The 20,108-nt window shown below is 49.2% G+C and carries 15 protein-coding genes; 5 read left to right on the forward strand and 10 right to left on the reverse strand.

Features of this window, described 5'->3' with window-relative positions:
* Positions 1–9: 9 nt before the first annotated feature.
* Positions 10–2,613: an inositol phosphate phosphatase SopB gene (locus ACY2RR_RS10940; protein ID WP_490108180.1), complete on the forward strand. Its 2,604-nt coding sequence runs from the start codon at positions 10–12 to the stop codon at positions 2,611–2,613.
* A 164-nt stretch (positions 2,614–2,777) separates the two neighbouring features.
* Here the strand turns inward: ACY2RR_RS10940 and asd are convergent, their stop codons facing one another.
* The 4 genes from asd to leuC form a co-directional block, all read right to left on the reverse strand.
* Entirely contained in the window at positions 2,778–3,899 is a 1,122-nt protein-coding gene (asd, locus tag ACY2RR_RS10945; protein WP_490108181.1) for an aspartate-semialdehyde dehydrogenase, read from the reverse strand.
* 18 nt (positions 3,900–3,917) lie between these two features.
* Positions 3,918–4,994: a 3-isopropylmalate dehydrogenase gene (leuB, locus tag ACY2RR_RS10950; RefSeq protein ID WP_490108182.1), complete on the reverse strand. Its 1,077-nt coding sequence runs from the start codon at positions 4,992–4,994 to the stop codon at positions 3,918–3,920.
* Between the two features lie 63 nt (positions 4,995–5,057).
* Positions 5,058–5,705: a 3-isopropylmalate dehydratase small subunit gene (gene leuD, locus ACY2RR_RS10955; protein ID WP_490108183.1), complete on the reverse strand. Its 648-nt coding sequence runs from the start codon at positions 5,703–5,705 to the stop codon at positions 5,058–5,060.
* Complete coding sequence (leuC, locus tag ACY2RR_RS10960) at positions 5,705–7,141, reverse strand: 3-isopropylmalate dehydratase large subunit (RefSeq protein ID WP_490108184.1); 1,437 nt, start codon at positions 7,139–7,141, stop codon at positions 5,705–5,707. Before leuC ends, leuD begins: the two co-directional genes overlap by 1 nt.
* Before the next feature lie 197 nt (positions 7,142–7,338).
* Here leuC and ACY2RR_RS10965 point away from each other — a divergent pair, with 197 nt between their 5' ends.
* The 3 genes from ACY2RR_RS10965 (at position 7,339) to ACY2RR_RS10975 (ending at position 11,903) form a co-directional block, all read left to right on the forward strand.
* Positions 7,339–8,208, forward strand: coding sequence for a LysR family transcriptional regulator (locus ACY2RR_RS10965; RefSeq protein WP_490108185.1), 870 nt, complete (start codon positions 7,339–7,341; stop codon positions 8,206–8,208).
* Between the two features lie 104 nt (positions 8,209–8,312).
* Complete coding sequence (locus ACY2RR_RS10970) at positions 8,313–9,755, forward strand: TrkH family potassium uptake protein (protein WP_490108186.1); 1,443 nt, start codon at positions 8,313–8,315, stop codon at positions 9,753–9,755.
* Between the two features lie 33 nt (positions 9,756–9,788).
* Positions 9,789–11,903, forward strand: coding sequence for a tRNA(Met) cytidine acetyltransferase TmcA (locus ACY2RR_RS10975; protein ID WP_490108187.1), 2,115 nt, complete (start codon positions 9,789–9,791; stop codon positions 11,901–11,903).
* Between the two features lie 70 nt (positions 11,904–11,973).
* On the opposite strand, the gene ACY2RR_RS10980 is transcribed toward ACY2RR_RS10975, so the two are convergent.
* From ACY2RR_RS10980 to ACY2RR_RS11000, 5 genes are all read right to left on the reverse strand, one after another.
* The gene (locus ACY2RR_RS10980) at positions 11,974–12,927 is read right to left on the reverse strand and encodes a hypothetical protein (RefSeq protein WP_490108188.1); all 954 of its coding nucleotides are present in this window, start codon (positions 12,925–12,927) and stop codon (positions 11,974–11,976) included.
* A 14-nt stretch (positions 12,928–12,941) separates the two neighbouring features.
* Entirely contained in the window at positions 12,942–14,585 is a 1,644-nt protein-coding gene (locus ACY2RR_RS10985) for an OmpP1/FadL family transporter (protein WP_490108189.1), read from the reverse strand.
* 216 nt (positions 14,586–14,801) lie between these two features.
* A complete protein-coding gene (gene aroC, locus ACY2RR_RS10990; RefSeq protein ID WP_490108190.1) occupies positions 14,802–15,896 on the reverse strand; it encodes a chorismate synthase in 1,095 nt (364 codons plus the stop codon).
* Positions 15,897–15,985: 89 nt separating this feature from the next.
* Complete coding sequence (gene prmB / locus ACY2RR_RS10995) at positions 15,986–16,927, reverse strand: 50S ribosomal protein L3 N(5)-glutamine methyltransferase (protein ID WP_490108191.1); 942 nt, start codon at positions 16,925–16,927, stop codon at positions 15,986–15,988.
* An 81-nt stretch (positions 16,928–17,008) separates the two neighbouring features.
* Entirely contained in the window at positions 17,009–17,752 is a 744-nt protein-coding gene (locus ACY2RR_RS11000) for a phosphatase (protein WP_490108192.1), read from the reverse strand.
* Between the two features lie 193 nt (positions 17,753–17,945).
* Here ACY2RR_RS11000 and ACY2RR_RS11005 point away from each other — a divergent pair, with 193 nt between their 5' ends.
* The gene (locus ACY2RR_RS11005) at positions 17,946–18,494 is read left to right on the forward strand and encodes a Smr/MutS family protein (protein ID WP_490108193.1); all 549 of its coding nucleotides are present in this window, start codon (positions 17,946–17,948) and stop codon (positions 18,492–18,494) included.
* A 72-nt stretch (positions 18,495–18,566) separates the two neighbouring features.
* Here ACY2RR_RS11005 and ACY2RR_RS11010 read toward each other — a convergent pair whose 3' ends face one another.
* Complete coding sequence (locus ACY2RR_RS11010) at positions 18,567–20,099, reverse strand: peptide ABC transporter substrate-binding protein (RefSeq protein ID WP_490108194.1); 1,533 nt, start codon at positions 20,097–20,099, stop codon at positions 18,567–18,569.
* Positions 20,100–20,108 lie beyond the last annotated feature (9 nt).

A 20,108-nucleotide genomic window follows, 5' to 3' on the forward strand; every position in this document is an offset into this window, starting at 1 on the left:
TAAAAAATCATGGCAACTCGCGGCCCGGAAGCTCCCAGAAGACCACTTAGACATTCCAGCGGCTCCGAGTCAGACTCGGTCAGCCAAAGATCAGGGAGTTTCGGTGGGTCGGAAGTCACCGAATCTTCATCGGAAACCCGCTTATCACAGCCCCCTTCTCCAGAAACGATGCGGGTAGAAAAAGCTCACAGAGATGGTCTGGTAAGCCGTGCGGTTGCATTTATTGCTTCACGTCGCCACCTGCCTTCAATTTCCTCCTCAGAGAGTAGCGAGGCTGCCGGGCCGGTGGATAAAACCACAATATCTCGCAAGGATCGTATCAAGCAGGTCAAAAAGCTCAGAAGCGATAACAGAGATAAGTTTAAGGAGTGGACCGACCTGAAAAACCCATCAAGCATGGGTGCACAGATTTTCCAAGCCGCTACCGGAGCTGTTATTACAGACCTTTCTCCACTAGAGGTTGAGTTTCTCCAAGAATCAATGCTGGAACACATTGAGCCGTTAATCAACGAAGATGCCCCAGAAGCAGAAGCCTTTAACATTCTTCAAGATGTGGTCAGATCAAAACCTTTAGCCTGCCAACTTCTACCCAATTTGGATAATTGGCGAAAGACACAGGCAAAAAATAAAAACCCAAACGCTCCTGTGGTAATCACTACACTTGCCACACCCAAGGAAGCTAAAAGCACAGAAGACATCCAAGCCAAAATGGCCTGGGCAGAACTCCGCTCCATACTCCCGTTTATTATCGAAACATTGAGAACCCAATATTTCGAAGAGATTCACTGCGGTGATCCTGAGAGAGAAAAAGCAGCTCATGACTCACTGCAAGTCAAGCTGCTGGCCCATCAAAGCCAAATTGCAAGAATCACCAGAATGTTTACCCCGACTGAAACCAGCAACGATTTCACTCATAGCCTGAAGCGAGACTTACAAGCTATAGAACAAAAACTAGGGGGTGAAATTCAACTTCTACACCAGTTGCGGGCTATGGATTACAGGGTTGAAAGCAATTACATTGCTGGCGCACGCAGTGTTCTTGAACCCGCTAAAGAGTTAGTAGAGTCCTGCAGATTTCCCAAGAGCTCCAAAAAAGATAAAGAGAAACTCCTGAAATTCATTAATGAACACCTGGAGGCACTGACTCAGTTAAAGGGAGGAGATATACGGCCAAATATTATCTACGACCTGAGAAAACTGGAAAGCAAGTGTAAAGAACTTGGTGGAAAACTGGGAATTAAAGATGATTTGGAGTTCGCGTTCGAGCAATGGCGCTCCGAGCATGGCTGGGAACCAACGGCCATGCTTGTACCGGTTAGGAACGGTCTGGAAACAAAGCTATATACCATTGATGTTCAAACTGTAGAAAGCATGCTTGGGCGCAAAGGGGGAGTTCCTTCAACAGCCCAATACGTAACAGACAAGCCTTGCAATGCACTTGCTCATCGGGTGCGCTCTGTAACTACAAATGAGCCTATTGATACCTGCATACGCTCTGCTGTACCAACCCCCTATATGGTTGAAGACCCTGAAACACAGTTTAGAGGGGCACAAGAGCGAGCCAGGCAGGAAATTGCGGCAGGCTTACTGCAGGACTTTGAAGGCGACGCCGAAGCACTTGAAGCTTTCTGCGGCTCGGAAGATCAGGCTGCTGACATTGAGGTTCTACTGGAAAGCTATCTGACAACCGACAAAATTCGCAGTTACACAGGCATTCATGATGATGAGCTGAATATGCATGTCACAACATGCGAGGCCTTCAAGAGCCTTATAAGCAGCGACGGAAAGCCAACAAAAATCACATTTAAAGATAAAAACCAGATCGTAAGAACTATTTATACCAAACCTAAACTGGCTGTCACCAACTGTGGAAGTAACAGCATAGCTTTGAAATATGGTGCGGTCACCCGCCCCTGGGAAGTCGCGGATTTCTACAACCGTGATGCCGTACTGGAAATGACAGGTTCAGAATTCCCCGGAGATGAAATTGAAGGCTGGATCGGAGAACGGCTAAATCATTTCCAAAGCCTTTATGGCCACCCTCATCCGAACGAAAAGAAAATCATCAGGGAAATCAATGAGTGGCGGGCAATCATACTGACCGAAGAACACCACAAGGCTGAATACGATACCTTTAAGGCTGCCAACTTCCCGGCTAGGATATGTAATCTTGTAAGGGACGATAACCCTGCCGTTACCGCCTTCACCAAAACCCACCAACCAATCGAAACTGATGACACAACACCTGCGCCACGAAGAAAACTCAACCCTGTTGTGATTCGCTTCTGTAAGAGTGGTAAGGACCGCACCGGTGCCGGTGTTGCATCTGCCAGCCGTAACATGGCTGTTCACGATATGAATCACCTGAGCATTATTGGAGAACCATCCTTAACCGCTGACAGGCGATTTAATGCGCAGGCCTTTGCCATGACACTACAGCTTATCGTCCAGCTATGGAATGGCGCCATGGGTTATAAGAACGATGGTGAGAAAGAGCTTGTGGGCGAAGAGGTTCAGGCCGCAAGAAAATACAAACAAGACACCAAATACAAAGAAAAGAAGTCACGCTTTAGCTTTGGTACTGGCCGGGGCAAAAAACCTGCGCAGGTTTAGCCCTAGCTTCATTTGAATTAGCGGTGTAACTCAGAGTTTCAGGTTTTATTATGCAAAGATAATTAATATGATTGTATATTATAAATTATACAGAATACGACATATAAAAAAACCCGATTAAAGATGCCTTAATCGGGCTTATTCTATTTTGAGAAATTAATGGGTTAGAGCTTACCCAAAACAATATTCAACATTCTGCGCAGAGGCTCTGCTGCTCCCCATAAAAGCTGATCACCTACCGTAAATGCAGACAGGTACTCAGGCCCCATATTCATTTTCCGCAAGCGGCCAACAGGAATATTCAATCCACCACTAACAACAGCGGGGCTCAGCTTCTGCATAGAGTCATCACGGTCATTAGCCACAACCTGCACCCAGTCGTTTGCTTCACCCAGAATGGACTCCACATCAGCCATTGGCACATCACTTGTCAATTTCAAAGTCAGTGCCTGAGAGTGACAACGCATAGCCCCTACCCTGACACACAAACCATCCACGGGAACAGGGTTACTTTCACGACCCAGAATCTTGTTAGTTTCTGCCTGCCCTTTCCACTCTTCACGGCTTTGACCGTTGGCCAGCTGAGAGTCAATATAAGGAATCAGGCTTCCGGCCAGAGGTGCGCCAAACTCGGTGGTGTCGAGGCCAGTACGAATGGTGTCAGCAACTTTACGATCAATATCCAAAATAGCTGAAGCTGGGTCAGCCAGTTCATCGGCTACAGCATCACGAATAACGCCCATGCCACTGACTAGCTCACGCATATGGCGAGCACCGCCACCACTGGCAGCCTGATAAGTCATGGCCGATGTCCACTCCACCAAACCTTCACGGAACAAGCCGCCCAGCCCCATCAGCATCAGGCTGACAGTACAGTTACCGCCAACATAGGTCTTCACGCCCTGCTCAAGAGCCTGATCAATCACCGAACGATTCACTGGATCGAGAATAATAACGGCGCTGTCGTCCATACGCAGTTTGGAAGCTGCATCAATCCAGTAGCCACTCCAGCCGGACTCTCTCAGTTTGGGATAAACCTCACCGGTAAAGTCACCGCCCTGACAGGAGATAATAATCTCCATATCAGAGAGTTCATCAATATCGTAAGCACTTTTCAGTGCCGGTACAGCGGCCCCACCAACCAGATGTGCAGGACCAGGCTGCCCAGCCTGAGACGTAGTAAAAAATACCGGCTCGATGTGGGCAAAATCGCCCTCTTCCTCCATACGCTGCATAAGCACGGAACCCACCATGCCTCGCCAGCCGATTAAACCTACCTTTTTCACGGCCAAAACCTCTCAGCGTTAGCTATTCAACATATTAACAACGGCGTCACCCATGCCGCGGGTGCCCACCTTTTCACAACCTTCAGACCAGATATCACCGGTACGGATACCTGCATCCAGAACCTTGCTGACCGCCTGTTCAATGGCATCGGCAGCTTCAGTCTCACCCAGGGAATAACGCAGCATCATGGCAACAGAGAGAATCGTTGCCAGTGGGTTAGCCAGATCCTGCCCGGCAATATCTGGGGCGGAACCATGAACCGGCTCGTACATACCTTTGTTATTGGCATCCAGAGAAGCGGACGGCAGCATACCGATGGAACCAGTCAGCATGGCAGCGCAGTCAGACAGAATATCCCCGAACATATTGCCGGTAACCATCACATCAAACTGTTTGGGTGCACGCACCAGTTGCATAGCCGCGTTATCTACATACATATGAGACAGTTCAACATCCGGATATTCCGGCGCCAGCTTGTCCATAATTTCCCGCCACAGCACTGTCACTTCCAGAACATTATGCTTATCAACGGAACAAAGCTTACCACCACGCTTCTGTGCCGCTTCAAAAGCTACGCGACCAATGCGCTCAATTTCAGATTCGCTGTAAACGTAGGTGTTAAAACCTTCGCGCTCACCATTCTCCAAGGTGCGGATGCCGCGAGGCTGACCAAAGTAAATGCCACCGGTCAGTTCACGAACAATCAGGATATCCAGACCGCTGACAATCTCAGGCTTCAGAGAAGAGGCATCTGCCAACTGCGGATAGAGAGTGGCTGGGCGGAGATTGGCAAACAGCTCCAGGTTGGAGCGCAAGCCCAGCAAACCTTTCTCTGGACGAATAGCCATATCCAGATCATCCCATTTGGGACCACCAACAGCACCCAGCAACAGTGCATCGGCTTCTTTGGCTTTGACCAGGGTTTCCTCTGGCAGAGGAACGCCAGTGGCATCAATAGCAGAACCACCCACCAGCGCACTGTCGGTCTCAATCGCCAGACCAAATTTTTCTTTTACCGCATCAAGAACGCGCACGGCTTCAGCCACGATTTCATGACCAATGCCATCGCCGGGCAGTACCAGAACTTTCTTCATTTGTTTAACTCCTGAAGGCGAACTGGTTGTTACCTGCCCGCCTGAATTGCCTGTTATTAATTCTTAATTTGCCAGTTCCCGGAACAACCACGGGAATTTTTGTTCGTGTTTCTTTTCGAAAGCGCTAATAGCATCAGCTTCTTTCAGGGTCAGACCAATTTCATCCAGTCCATTGAGCAGGCACTCTTTGCGGAATGGGTCAACCTCAAAAGCCAGTTCACTAGCGTCCGGCTTAACAACAACCTGTCGTTCAAGGTCAATGGTCAGGCTATAGCCTTCTTCTTCACATTCACGGAACAGTTCATCCACACTTTCTTCTGAAAGAACAATGGGTAACAGACCATTCTTGAAACAGTTGTTATAAAAGATATCCGCAAAGCTGGGAGCGATAACACAACGGAAACCAAAATCATCCAGCGCCCAGGGAGCGTGTTCACGACTGGAACCACAACCAAAGTTCTGGCGAGCCAGTAATACAGACACACCCTTATAACGTGGCTGATTCAGAATAAAATCAGGGTTTACCGGGCGGCCGCTGCAATCCTGATCCGCCTGCCCCACATCCAGATAACGCAGCTCATCAAACAGGTTTTTACCAAACCCGGTGCGCTTAATGGATTTCAGGAACTGCTTGGGAATAATCATGTCGGTATCGACATTCGCCCGATCCAGGGGAGCAACCAATCCTTTATGAACAGTTAATGCTTTCATTATGCCTGCTCCTCCTTCACCAGCTCGCGAACATCAATAAAGTACCCTGTTACCGCTGCGGCTGCGGCCATGGCCGGGCTCACCAGATGAGTACGGCCACCAAAGCCCTGGCGACCTTCAAAGTTCCGGTTTGAGGTAGAGGCACAGTGCTCACCTTCACCCAGTTTGTCTGCGTTCATTGCCAAACACATGGAACAACCAGGCTCGCGCCATTCCAGACCGGCTTCTACAAAGATTTTGTCCAAGCCTTCTTCTTCCGCCTGCTGCTTCACCAGACCAGAGCCGGGAACAACCATGGCTTGCTTGATAGACTCAGCCACCTTGCGGCCTTTCACCACCACGGCAGCGGCGCGAAGATCTTCAATACGGGAGTTGGTGCAGGAACCAATAAATACTCGATCCAGCTTAATGGATGTCAGCGGTTGACCAGCTTCCAGCCCCATATACTGCAAGGCACGGCGAATACCATCAGCCTTGGTGGCATCTTCTTCGGCTTCCGGGTCGGGAACGAAGGCGTCTACCGGAGCAACCATTTCCGGAGATGTTCCCCAGGTCACCTGTGGCTGGATATCCGCACCGTCGAGAATCACCTCATAATCAAAAACGGAATCCACATCGGAATGCAGTGTATGCCAGTAGTTGACTGCAGCTTCCCACTCCATACCTTCCGGCGCAAACGGACGACCTTTCACGTAATCAATCGTGGTGTTATCAACGGCCACCAGACCAACACGGGCACCGGCTTCAATCGCCATATTACAGATGGTCATACGACCTTCCATGGACAGAGCTTCAATCGCTGTGCCTGCAAACTCAATGGCACAACCGGTACCACCAGCAGTGCCAATCTTACCGATCACAGCCAGAACAATATCTTTGGCGGTGACACCGTGACCCAACTTGCCATCTACACGCACCCGCATATTTTTCATTTTCTTGGCCACCAGGCACTGGGAAGCCAGAACATGTTCAACTTCGGAGGTTCCAATACCATGGGCCAGTGCACCGAAAGCACCGTGGGTAGCGGTGTGGGAGTCACCACACACAACGGTCATACCAGGCAGAGTCGCGCCCTGCTCCGGGCCAACCACATGAACGATACCCTGACGAATATCCTGCATGGCATATTGAACAATGCCGAATTCACCGCAGTTATCGTCCAGGGTCTGAACCTGAATCTTGGAAACCGGATCCACAATTCCTTCAATACCCACTTCCCGCTCATTCACGGTTGTAGGAACGTTATGATCGGGAGTCGCCAGGTTGGCACTTAAACGCCACGGTTTGCGGCCAGCCATACGCAGGCCTTCAAACGCCTGGGGAGAAGTCACTTCATGGAGTAGCTGACGGTCTATATAAAGGAGAGCTGAGCCATCATCACGGCTCATCACCAGATGATCATCCCATAATTTGTCATAGAGGGTTTTTCCAGCCATAGCTTCCTCCTCAGGCTTTGCTCTAACCCGCAAGGTAGACGGGTTCAACGGCGATACGGCAATCATTTTTCTCTTTGTACCCGCATCCTATGCCAGCCTCACAAATAAAACAAATTCATATTTTTTATCTATTTGATAACCATTAGGAATAGATATAGAGTTCGAAGAAAAATGGGTTAATCAATGATCAAAAACAGATGGATAGCCAAAATCTGACCGCCTTTCTGGCCGTTGCGCAAACAGGTTCATTCTCTCTTGCCGGGGAACAATTACACCTTACGCAACCAGCGATCAGCAAACGTATCGCAACTTTGGAAAGTCTGCTGAATGTCCGCCTGTTTGACCGGGTTGGCCGATCTGTGATGCTGACCGAGGCCGGCCAATTGCTGATCGAACGTGCACGTCATATTCTCCGGGATATAGAAGACACCCATCAGGCACTCTCCAACCTTTCTGGCAGAATCAGTGGCCGGTTAAGTATTGCTACCAGTCACCATATTGGCCTGCACCGGCTGCCTCCGATTCTGCAAAAGTTCAACCAGCTCTACCCGGATGTTTCTCTGGATATTCGCTTTGTAGATTCCGAGTGGGCCTATGGAGGCGTTCAGCGGGGTGAGATTGAACTTGGGATTATCACCATTGCACCGGAACAGAAAAGCGACCGGTTTATTACCAGAGAAATTTGGGTAGACAACTTAATTTTCATGGTGTCCGGTACACACCCTCTCGCCCAATATGACAATGCCACCCTTGAAACAATCAGCGAACATCCGGCTGTATTCCCCGGCCACAACACCTTTACCCGCTCTATTGTCCATAAACACTTTGCCCAGAGTGGGCTGAAGCTCGATGTGGTTATGGAGTCCAACTACCTCGAAACTCTGAAAATGATGGTCAGTATCGGGCTGGCCTGGAGTGTTTTGCCACACACTATGCTCACCGAAGAAGTTATAGACATCACCCCGCAGAATATGTCCATAACCCGGAGCCTGGGCTATGTTCATCATCGGGACAGAACACTGTCTAATGCCGGACAAGCGTTGATTGATCTGCTTGAGCAGCAGTAATTTCCAAAGGCAGAAACGACCAAAACCACGTACAAACCCGTAATTACACCAGTCTTCTGCTGAATGAAACTACGCGGTCTTGTCTATGAAGCAGTAATTCAACAATGAATCTTAAACCGGTCCTGTATGTCATCAGCCTTTTCACCATGGTCTTTGGCCTGCTGATGCTCGTTCCGGCACTTTGCGACCTCACACTCGGCAGCCCTCATGCTGCGCCCTTCTTCGAATCGGCTATATGGACATTTCTGGCCGGTGGCCTGTGTGTTTTGATAACCCGTACAGCACAGTTCCGCCTTGATCCCCGCCAGATTTTTATTCTCACCAACCTGAGCTGGGTCACCCTCAGTGCTTTCGGTGCCCTGCCGTTCGTGCTGATTGAAGATATGAGTTTCACTGACGCCTTTTTTGAAACCATGTCTGGAGTCACCACAACCGGCTCAACAGTTATGGCAGGACTGGATCAGGTTGATAAAGGCGTTCTCCTGTGGCGCTCACTGCTGCAGTGGCTTGGCGGGATAGGCTTTATTGTAATGGCTGTGGCCATTCTGCCGTTTTTGAAAGTCGGTGGTATGCGCCTGTTCCAGAGCGAATCTTCAGACTGGTCGGATAAATGTATGCCCCGTTCCGGCTCCATCGCTAAACGGGTTGTGGCCACCTATCTCATCCTAAGTTTGCTGTGCGCTATTGGTTACAAGCTAGGGGGAATGACTCTTTTTGAGGCGATCAACCATTCCATGACCACTCTTTCCACCGGTGGTTATTCCACTTCAGATTCCTCCATGGGCCACTTTACTAATTCCTGGATTTACTGGAATGGCACTATCTTTATGCTTCTGGGCAGTCTCCCTTTTGTGCTGTTTGTGAAGTGCACCAAAGGCTACTCAGAAGATCTGTTTAAAGACAGTCAGGTTCGGGCGTTTCTTGGTTTTATGGCTATTGTGTGGGTTGCTCTGGCACTCTGGCAAACCTTGACCAACGACTGGAACTTCTTTTATAGCCTGACACTTGTTGCCTTCAACACCACATCTGTAGTGACCACCACAGGCTATGCTCTGACGGATTACAGTGCCTGGAGCGGATTAGCCACAACTGTATTCTTCTTTCTGATGTTTGTGGGCGGCTGTTCCGGGTCTACAGCGGGAGGTATTAAAATCTTCCGTTTCCAGATTGGCTTCAAGTTGCTGCTTATGCAGCTGAAGCAGGTCAGCCATCCGAGAGCTTTTCTGGTTCATCGCTACAACGGTGTAGAAATCACCAACGACATTCTTCGCTCCATGGTGGCTTTCTGTTTTTTCTATGCACTGTTGATTGCCATTATGACCATTCTGCTTTCCGCTATGGGGCTGGATATGGTCACCAGTATGAGTGGTTCAATTACTGCGGTCAGCAATGTCGGCCCCGGTTTTGGTGAACTGATAGGCCCGGCGGGTAACTTTATTAATCTTCCCGATGCCGCCAAATGGGTGCTGAGTTTCGGCATGCTGATGGGCCGCCTTGAGATTATTACTGTTCTGGTTCTGCTGACCCCATCGTTCTGGAGAAACTGATACACTGCCGGTATCCGGAACAGATACACCTGCATGAACCATAATCATTTCAACGAGTTTGCCCCTTTTCTTGCCTATGCACTGAATACGGCAGAGCGGAATAACCACCGCCTGCCATTGTTGTTTTCAGGCAACCAATCATGGCTTTCAGAACAAATCACCAACCTTCAGAGACACTGTAGAAAAGATTTTTTCTTTTTCAGTGATCAGAGTTGGAATGAACTGGAGGTTTTGCCATGGAAGAAAGCCAGCAAGTTACTTGGGCAATCTATTGATGGATTGATTCTTGATCTCACCCAAACCATTCCTGCAAACGCCCTTGGCATTGTTACTGGCGCTCTGAACGGTGGCGGTTTGCTGGTTTTACTTCTACCCCCAGAGTTTCAATGGCCAGGAGACTCCCCTTTTCATAAGCGAACTGCCCGCTTGCTAAAAGAGAGTCACCTGCCAACTCTTTTTGAAAACGCATTTATTTCCGGTGCTATTCAACTCGATAGTAAAGAGCTTTTTTTAGAGCACGAACAGCCAACACCACCAGCAGCTACTTTTGACCAACAGCAGGCCATCACTGCAATAAAACGAGTACTAACTGGTCATCGAAGACGCCCTCTGGTTATCACCGCAGATAGGGGCCGAGGTAAATCAGCAGCCCTTGGAATAGCTGCCGCTCAACTGATGCAGGATCATGAAGTTCGTATTCTGGTTACCGGCCCATCCCGCAAAACAGCGGACACTGTGTTTCACCATACAGCCGAGTGCCTTTCCGAGAGTGCTGATGCTCATAAAAACACCATTACCTCAGACAATAGTCAATTGCAATTTATAGCTCCCGATGAACTGGCCAGCACTCAACCTGAAGCCAATCTGGTTATGGTGGATGAAGCGGCGGCTATCCCAGCGCCTCTTCTGGAGAAGCTGTTGAAAAAGTATTCCCGCATTGTGTTTGCCAGCACAATTCATGGCTATGAAGGTACAGGGCGGGGCTTTGCCATACGCTTTCGTAAAACGCTGGATGCAATCACCCCTAAATGGCAACGCTGCAAACTTAGCACTCCCATCCGCTGGTCAGCCAATGATCCAGCGGAGGAGCTCATCGCGAAGCTTCTGATGCTTAACGCAGAGCCTGCTCCGGATAATTTCGTTGAAGCCAAATCTTTGCAAAATACGCAGTTTTCTTTGAAGACTGGAAGTGATCTTATCCATGATGAACAGACTCTGAACGAGCTGTTTGGTTTGCTGGTAAATGCTCATTACCAGACCCGCCCCGACGATCTGGTTCAGCTCCTTGACCGTGAAGATCTGAGCATTGCCACCCTGTCTTCACATGGCAATATTATTGCCACCTCACTGCTCAGCCATGAAGGTGGTTTTGATCAGGAGCTGTCCACACAAATTTGGTCAGGAAAAAGACGTCCCCAGGGACATTTATTGCCGCAAACTTTGGCAGCACATGGTGGTTTTTGTGAAGCGCCTACTTTGAAAATGGCCCGGGTCATGCGGATTGCTGTACATCCTGCGGTTCAGGGGAGTGGACTTGGCAAGCATCTGATGGATCGCCTGAAAAGTGCCATGACAGATCAGGGCTTTGATATTCTCGGGAGTAGCTTTGGAGCAACACCTGAACTCCTAGGTTTCTGGAACAAATGCAATTTGCGACCAGCCCATATTGGCAGTACCCGTAATAATGCCAGTGGCTGCCATAGCGTAATCGTCACTACCGGGCTTTCAGCGTTGGGCAAAGCATTGGATAACAATTGTTGTGCTCGTTTTCAAAAGTCCCTCCCCCTACTCAGCCATCATGTACTCAGCAATCTTGAGACTCAGGTTTTGCTCGCACTATTTGCTCAGAAGCCAAGTCTGACAAATTTCGAGATTCAGAATCTTCAGGATTACTGCAATGAAAACAGAACCTTCGATGCCACTCTTCCCGAACTGTCTCAGTTAACCTGTCAGCTTTTACCTTTATACAAAGACAAATTATCAGAAGCGGAGTTAATCGTATTAACTGCCAGATTACTGCAATGCCAAAACTGGGGAGAGACAGTTAAACGTGCAGGCTTGACGGGAAGAAAGGAAGCGGAGCAAGTAATGCTCCGCTCAGTAAAAATACTTTTAAATGAAGTAGCTTTGCAGAAAGCCAACTCATAAACCTTTTCAGGGAATAGTTAACTCTTAGGCGTACTATTCCCTGAAACCTGCTCCTCTTTAACCTTCTGCTTTACTGCTTTTTTGCGGCATTACGAGCCATAGCGTCTTCAGCACTGAAAATCATATTATCCACGCCAGGAGGAGTGCTGGCTCCAGTGGCATATTGCTTATAGGTTTCAGCCTCATCCTGGTACGCCTTGCTGTTCAGCTGTAACAAGGCTTTGGCATAGCTGTTATAAAGTTCAGGGAAAGGTGTTGCACCTAATGCTTTAACTGCACACTTAAACTGGCTTAAAGAACCCTCTTCATAGCCAACAATGGTGCCTTCACAATTTTCAATGTAACCACGGAAGGTAGTTCTGGCTAGGAAGCCGTCATCATATATTGCAGCGTATACACCACCTCTAAAGGCGTGGAAAGCTGGAATATCCGATGCTGGAGGAATATTGCTGGCATATTTGAGCATCTCCTTCACTTTGGCCTTTTTGGTCAACACGCCCCATGTTGGCTTCATAATTTCAACATAGCGCCCCATGGCATAAGCAAACCAGAAACGAATCTGCAGTGACGATTCAATCTTGCCACTGTCCATATCGTCTACCAGAGCTCTCAATTCATCGGCAGCTTCTTTTAACAGAACCGTCCGTTCCGCACTTTCTTCTCCACCAACTGGAGGCTGGGGAGTCATATACATGGCATAGATGGTCTGGGCACGATAAGCCACGTACTTACCCTGAGGTGTTCCAAGGGCCAATCCTCTGGCTTTGGCATCAGCAAAGTTACCTTCAAAGTGGACACGCCACACATCCTGAAGCGCGGGATCCTCTGGAAATGCATCACGGGTTGCCCTGGAGATATTGGGCCACTCTTTGGCAAGGTTGTCTCCGGTCAGGTCAGGCTTGAACAGATCACTGGGGTAAGGCTTCCAGTTTTCATTGGCTACGGCCATAGTTGCTGACATAGTTGCCGAAACGGTCAGCAAAGCACCGTAAAAAGCTGAAAGCATTCGCTGTTTCAACATCATATTTCCACTCTCTCTCAGAACTTCACAGTCAGTTGGGCTGCAAGAGTATGCGCATGCATATTGCGGTATTTAGCGGTGGTAGCACCTGGGTCTTCAAAACTGGCGGTGGCCGGATTTGTACCCTGGCGGCTGCCATCAACTTTGTGGTTGGCATCATGAACAGTGAATGACTTCATCCACATATAGCCGTAGGCAACATCCAGCGAGTAACGCTGGTTCAATTGATAAGCGGCCCCCACTGTCAGCCACTGGCGATCATTGTCAGGAATACGGGCGGTGCGGGTAGAGTCCGATGTGGGTGATTTATCCAGGGCATAACCACCACGGAACAACAGCTTGTCATTGAAACGGTACTGCCCACCTAATGCCATAGACCAGACATCAGACCAGTCCTGAGGTACCCAGGCCACAACATTACTTCCCGGTGCGCCGTTGCTGACCGAAACAATATCCGAGGCTCTCTGCCCTGCCGGGGAACCGGATGCGGTTACCTTGAAGCGCTCCATACGACTCCAGCGGGTCCAGGTAGCGTTAGCAAGAACAGTCCAGTGGTCATCCAGTTCATAAGAAAGACTGAGATCAACAGCCTCCGGAAACTTGATGGTGGTTTTGGAGTCTTCCTTCATGGTTCCCGGACGATTGGCAATAATCCATTGCGCGGAAGCCTGGGCATTTGGGATTGGTTCAGGGTAGGTGGTTGGATCATTTGGATCGTATGTGCTTTCAGCATAACGCCCCATCACCGTTCCCAGACCGGGTATTCCGTTAGCCCTCAGATCACCTTCAAACTTAATCTTTACCGGTGACCGGTAAGCAAGCCCAAGACTAAGGGGAGGCAGTGGTTTCCAGATAATCCCCAGATTCATACCAACCCCAACCCCATCGCCATCAATCATGGCACTGGCATCAGTCACTGCTCCGGCCCATGGGTTGAGCATTCTGCCCATTTCCAGATGACCAGCTGAAATCATCAACCCGGCACCAACAGCCAGAGAGTCATCAAACTTCCAGGAAACTGTTGGCTGGACATTCACAACACGAGTCTGACTATCCAGCGCCTGATACCGGAATGGCGATTCAATTTTGTATTTGGTTTCTCCACCAAAAGAGGCATAAACCCCAACACCAACCCATAGCTGATCTGTGACTGGCTGAGCGTAGTAGAGAGAGGGGACAAACTTCGGAAGCAGGAAATCATCAGACTTACCATGCACCTCGTAACAGGTAGACGGGTCGCCATCAAAGCCTGTGCAATCCTTGTAATTCTGCTGGCTGCCGAACGTCTGGTAATACTGGATATCGGCATCTGGGTGATAAGTTCTTCCCCTTGGGTCATCCAGAACCATGGTGTTATAGGTACCCTTAGCATCGCCTCCGGCAAAAATTCCCATACCTCCAGCCACAAACTGCTGTCTACCCAGCAAAGCCATACCGGCAGGGTTTGTGCTCATGACAGAGGCATCGGTATTTACGCCTCGGCCAGCACCCGCAGAGCCAAATGCAGACACAGAGTTAAAGTCGACTAATGACAAACCGGCGGAATGGGATTGTGAAGACTGACCTAAAAAGGCCCCGGCGATTGCCAGTGATAAGAGTGTGAAACGAAGATGACCGGACGAATGTCCTGTCAGGGAACTACTGGCAACCTTTACAACCATAACGCCTCCCCTCGCAGTCGTTATTTTCACCTGCGTAAATATATTTTTATAAGTAAGTGATATGTACGAGGGTGCAGGTATAGACCGCATCGAGCGATCCTGCCGCATTTTTCGCAGCACGATGGTTTCAAAAAGAGAGATTTACTGACAATAAAAACCAGAAAGCCGAACTTCCTTATGGAAAGTTCGGCTTTTTGATGAACCTGTTACAAAGACTCAGGCTTCAGAGGGAATCACAGGTGTTGCACACTCAACATCGGCATTCTGACCACGATGGCGCAGCAGATGATCCATCAGAGTGATAGCCATCATCGCCTCAGCAATCGGCGTGGCTCTTACGCCCACACAGGGATCATGGCGGCCCTTGGTAATCACTTCCGCCGGATTACCATGCACATCAATGGAGCGCCCCGGAATGGTCAAGCTGGAAGTCGGCTTCAGAGCAATACTGGCGCGAATGGTCTGGCCGGAGGAAATTCCACCAAGCACACCACCAGCATTATTGGAAAGAAATCCTTCGGGAGTGATTTCATCCCGATGCTCGGAACCTTTCTGGCTTACGGAGTCAAAACCAGCGCCTATCTCCACACCTTTTACGGCATTAATGCTCATCAGGGAGTGAGCAAGATCGGCATCCAGACGATCGAAAACAGGTTCGCCTAGCCCCGGCATCACCCCGGTTGCTTCCACAGTGATACGGGCCCCTACAGAATCGCCAGCTTTTCGAAGATTGGTAATCAGCTCTTCCATCTCTGGAACCTTGGAAGCATCCGGACAGAAGAAGGGATTATTACTCACTTCATTCCAGTCAAAAGATTCCACACGGATATCGCCCATCTGCTCTAGATAACCATGAATTTCAATACCAAAAGTCGCCAGATATTTTTTGGCAATCGCACCAGCCGCTACACGCATGGCTGTTTCTCGAGCTGAAGAACGACCACCCCCACGATAATCCCGGAAACCATACTTGTGGTTATAGGTGTAGTCTGCGTGGGCAGGACGGTAGATATCCTTGATATTGGAATAATCCCGTGAACGCTGATCAGTATTTTCAATCAGCAACCCAATGGGTGTACCAGTGGTCTTGCCTTCAAAAACTCCGGACAGAATTTTTACTTCATCAGGCTCACGACGCTGAGTGGTGAACTTGGATGTTCCGGGCTTACGACGGTCCAGATCTTGTTGCAAATCTTCAACAGACAGTTCCAGCCCGGGAGGACAACCATCCACAATGCACCCCAGAGCAGGCCCGTGGCTTTCGCCAAAGCTTGTAACAGTGAACAGCTTACCAATTGTATTGCCTGCCATAATGCTCCGCCGACAGTTATTGTTCTTCAGATACAGAATTGAGCAGGATTATACCCTGCTCAATACGTAGCGCTACAGGTAAAGGATGATCAAGCGAAGCTTTCCCGGTATTGATCCAGCTCTACTGCTGTCAGCAGACATACTCCATGACCCCCCTGCTCAAACTCCAGCCAGGTAAACGGTACGTTAGGGAAGGCTTCATCCAGGGCAAAACAGCTGTTACCCACTTCCATTACCAGAATACCGTCATCGGTGAGATAGTTACGAGCTTCCCGCAGAATTGTACGAGCCAAATCCAGGCCATCATTACCTGCCGCCAGACCAAGCTCCGGTTCGTGGTGGTATTCGTCTGGAAGGTCAGACATATCCTCGGCATCAACATACGGAGGATTAGTCACAATAATCTGGTACTGAGGCTTTTCTTCTTCGGATTCCAGCGCTGAGAACAGGTTAGATTCTACCGCCTGAACCCGATCCCAAAGTTCGAAGCGATCAATATTAATGCGTGCCACTTCCAAAGCGTCCGGAGACAGATCCAGCAGATCAACCTGCGCTTCTGGATAGGTTTGCGCACAGCCAATACCGATACAGCCAGAGCCAGTGCAGAGATCAAGGACACGATCAACCTGAACATTGCCCATCCATGGCTGGAAACCGTTCTGAATGAGTTCTGCAATGGGAGAACGGGGAACCAGTACCCTTTCATCAACATAAAACGGCAATTCACAGAACCAGGCTTTGTTCAACAGATAAGCCGTAGGCACTCGATCCTCAATTCTTCGGCGAACCAGGTTTTGCAAATGGGTGGATTCGGTTGCCGTTAACCGGCAGCCATACAGGCTCTGGTCAAAATCCCAAGGAAGCTCCAAAGCCTGCAATATCAGATAACAGGCTTCATCCCAGCTGTTATCACTGCCATGACCGAAAAACAGGTCATGCTCATTAAAGCGGCTGTAAGTCCAGCGTAACCAGTCACCAATGGTCTGCAGGCCATCAGTGTCAGTCAGGTTATCTTGAAGATGTCCGGACATTGCCAATCCTTCGCACTAAAAAGCGGTGAATTCTATCAGGGCAACAGTGTAGCGGCTATTTCATTCCACTAGTCGGAGCAATTAACTGGGAGTTTTAAATTCCGGGATAGGTTCCCGACCTCTCAGTTGAAGAAATTCCAATAGTGCCTGAGGATGTCTGGTAATCACTCGCTCTTCAGGAAAACCGACCTTCTCCAACAGTTTGGCGCAGGGCTCCAAGCGGCCAACATCTCCAGCAAAATGGGCATCACTGCCGGTGGTCATAAAGGCTCCATAGTCTCTGGCACACTCTGCAATAATTTCGCACCTAGGTGCACTGCCAGGACGTGATTTCAAAAGCGATGAACCATTAATCTCCAGAGCGACATTATGGTCTGCAGCTGTTCGCACCACCTCTTCCACATCGATGTCATAGTTTGGGTTGCCGGGATGGCCTACGGCATCAATAGCTCCTGCCTTCATAGCCTTTACCAGCAAACGAGTATGGGCTTCTTTGGTAGACGGCGGCAGCACCGGTTCATGCAAACTACCAATCACCCAATCCAGCCGCCCGAGAATCATAGGTTCAAGATCAATATCACCATCATCATTGAGAATATTGGCTTCAGCCCCACGGAGAAAAGCAACTCCATGCAGGAATCGCGGAATCACATAACTGTTGGCAAAGTGCCAGCGGTGAGGAGCGCCGGGCATATCTGGAGCATGATCAGTCAGGGCAAACATTTTCAGCCCCTTTTCTGAAGCGGCCTGAGCTAATTCAAGAACCGTGCTGTAAGCATGTCCGCTAGATACCGAATGGGTATGTGTATCCACAAGAAGTTTCATAGTCTACTGCCTCCCAAAAACTGATTAATACATAGCAATCACCAGACGAAATCCATAGCAGCAAGTGCAAAATCCTTTTCGATAAAAGAATCAATCACCCAGCCTAGAGGTTTGACAGAAACCTCTGAAAAGCGATACATAGTTTTTTTGAATTCAGATTGCGGGACAACATCCCAGTAATGGTGCACAGACGATGGTAGACGACGAAGATAAAGAGCTTCTGGCCAAGGAGATGGCCGGCGTGCGCCCTTTGAAACAGAACAAAGCCGATACCAAGGCTTCACGCAAAAACGAAATTCCGGAATTCACCATGCGCCTGCGTCGCAGGCAGGCCACTGTTGAGAACACCATTGAGGCTGATGGGATATCTGACACCCACTTAGTCGCTATTGCTCCGGAAGAATATATCGAACATCTTCAGCCAGGCCTGCAGCACAGTAAGCTAGCCAAGCTTCGGTTAGGAAAACTGGAAGTTCAGTACAACCTGGATCTTCACGGCTACACCTTTGAAGATGCCCGGGATATGTTGCAGCGTTTTATCAGTTTCTGTCGCAAGAACCACTACACCACAGTGCGGGTAGTTCACGGTAAGTCCCACTCTTCGTGGGGGCGGCAGGAAACTATGAAAAGTTATGTGAATGCCTGGCTCAAACAGATTCCCGGCGTACTGGGTTTTGCTTCCTGTTTGCCTGTTGATGGCGGAACCGGGGCTGTTTATGTACTGCTGAGCAGGCCTCGTTGACGCAAACGACATACTAGGATGTTGGGTTACGCCGCTTCGCGTCTAACCCAACCTACGTCACAATAGCCCCATTTATTTTTCTTCTTTCAGCCAGAGATCCTGAATTCGGAACACAGGGTATTTACCCGGTGCCGGATAGCCTTGTACCCGATTCCTCACCAGTCTTGCTCCGATGTAGTGGTAAATGGGAATAGCTGGCATATCCCGATCCAGAATTTCTTCTGTTCGAGTCAAACTCTGGCTGCGTAAAGCCGGGTCATTTCCGTAACAGGTATGACTGAAAGCCTGCTCAAATTCTATGCTGTTGTAGTGGGATGAGTTAGAAGGCGCATCGTGATGGAAAATCTGGTACATAAAGCAGGGATTCGGGTGCCCCATTATCCACCCAGTACGTACCACATCGAACTTCCGCTCTTTTACTACGGCTTCAAGAGAGTTCCACTCAACATTGCGAAGGCTGGTCTTCACCCCTAAAACACGTTTCCACATATCGGCAACTGCCAAAGCAATAACCCTGTGGCTATCCAAGGTGTTATAGAGGATTTCAACATTCACCGGGTTGTCTGGCCCATGACCACTTTCCTTATATAAACGCCGAGCTTCAGCTTCACGCTGTTTCTGGTTCATACCGGCAAGAGGCGTATCTTCAGGAAGGCTGTCACCAAGACTCTTTGCTGGGGCAAAACTGACCGCTGGTTTCATGGAATAGCCGGTAACTTTTTCAGTAATCATCCTCCGGTCAATGGCATAGGCCAGTGCACGACGGAGAGATGGATTCTGAAACCGGTGATTATCCAGGTTAAAGGTATAAAGATAGGTTCCGGAAGAAGGGTTTATCTTCAGCTCCGAGCCAAACTTCTTTTTCAGCCATTCATAGCGACCCGGTAAAACCGTGTAGGTCATATCCAGAAAGCCAGCTTCATACTGCTTTAACTCGGTATCTGCAGAGAAAGGGAATAGCTCCACTTTTTCTATGCGAACCTTGCCAGCATCGTAATATTTGGGATTTCGTATCAGTTCAATTTTTTCATTCAAAACCCAGCTTACCGGCTGGTAGGCGCCATTAACGACCATTTGCCCGACCTTGGCCCAGTGCTCGCCATAGCGTTTCAAGGTGGGTCTGTGCAAAGGATACTGATTCGTCAGAAGGTACAAGGCATGATCGACAGGCTGACTCAGTTCAATAACCAGCGTCCGATCATCAGGAGCTGAAACCCCTAACTGTTCCGGTGCCATTTGGCCAACCATCACCTTATCAATATTGACCAGCCTCAGCATGGTCAGGCGAATAGCCATCATAAAGCCATTTTTCGGATCACCCTGATAGCGAAAGCCAGCCACAAAATCTTCCGCAGTGAGCGGGTCGCCATTACTCCAGCGCAAACCTTTTCGCAGAGTAAAAGCAATACGATGGCCATCATTTTCAAAGCGCCAACTCTCCGCCTGCCCGGGAGCAATGCCGCCATCCGGAGTGGGAACAATTAATCCTTCAAACAGATTCTCTGCCAGTGCAGCACTGTCAGAACTGGCAATCTGGAATGGATTAAGAGTGTGCGGATCACTGAACTTGCCGATGCGAATAACCGACTCAGCGGCTTGAAGCACGGCACTGAA

It is taken from the genome of Parendozoicomonas sp. 2304DJ65-17, from assembly GCF_058148445.1.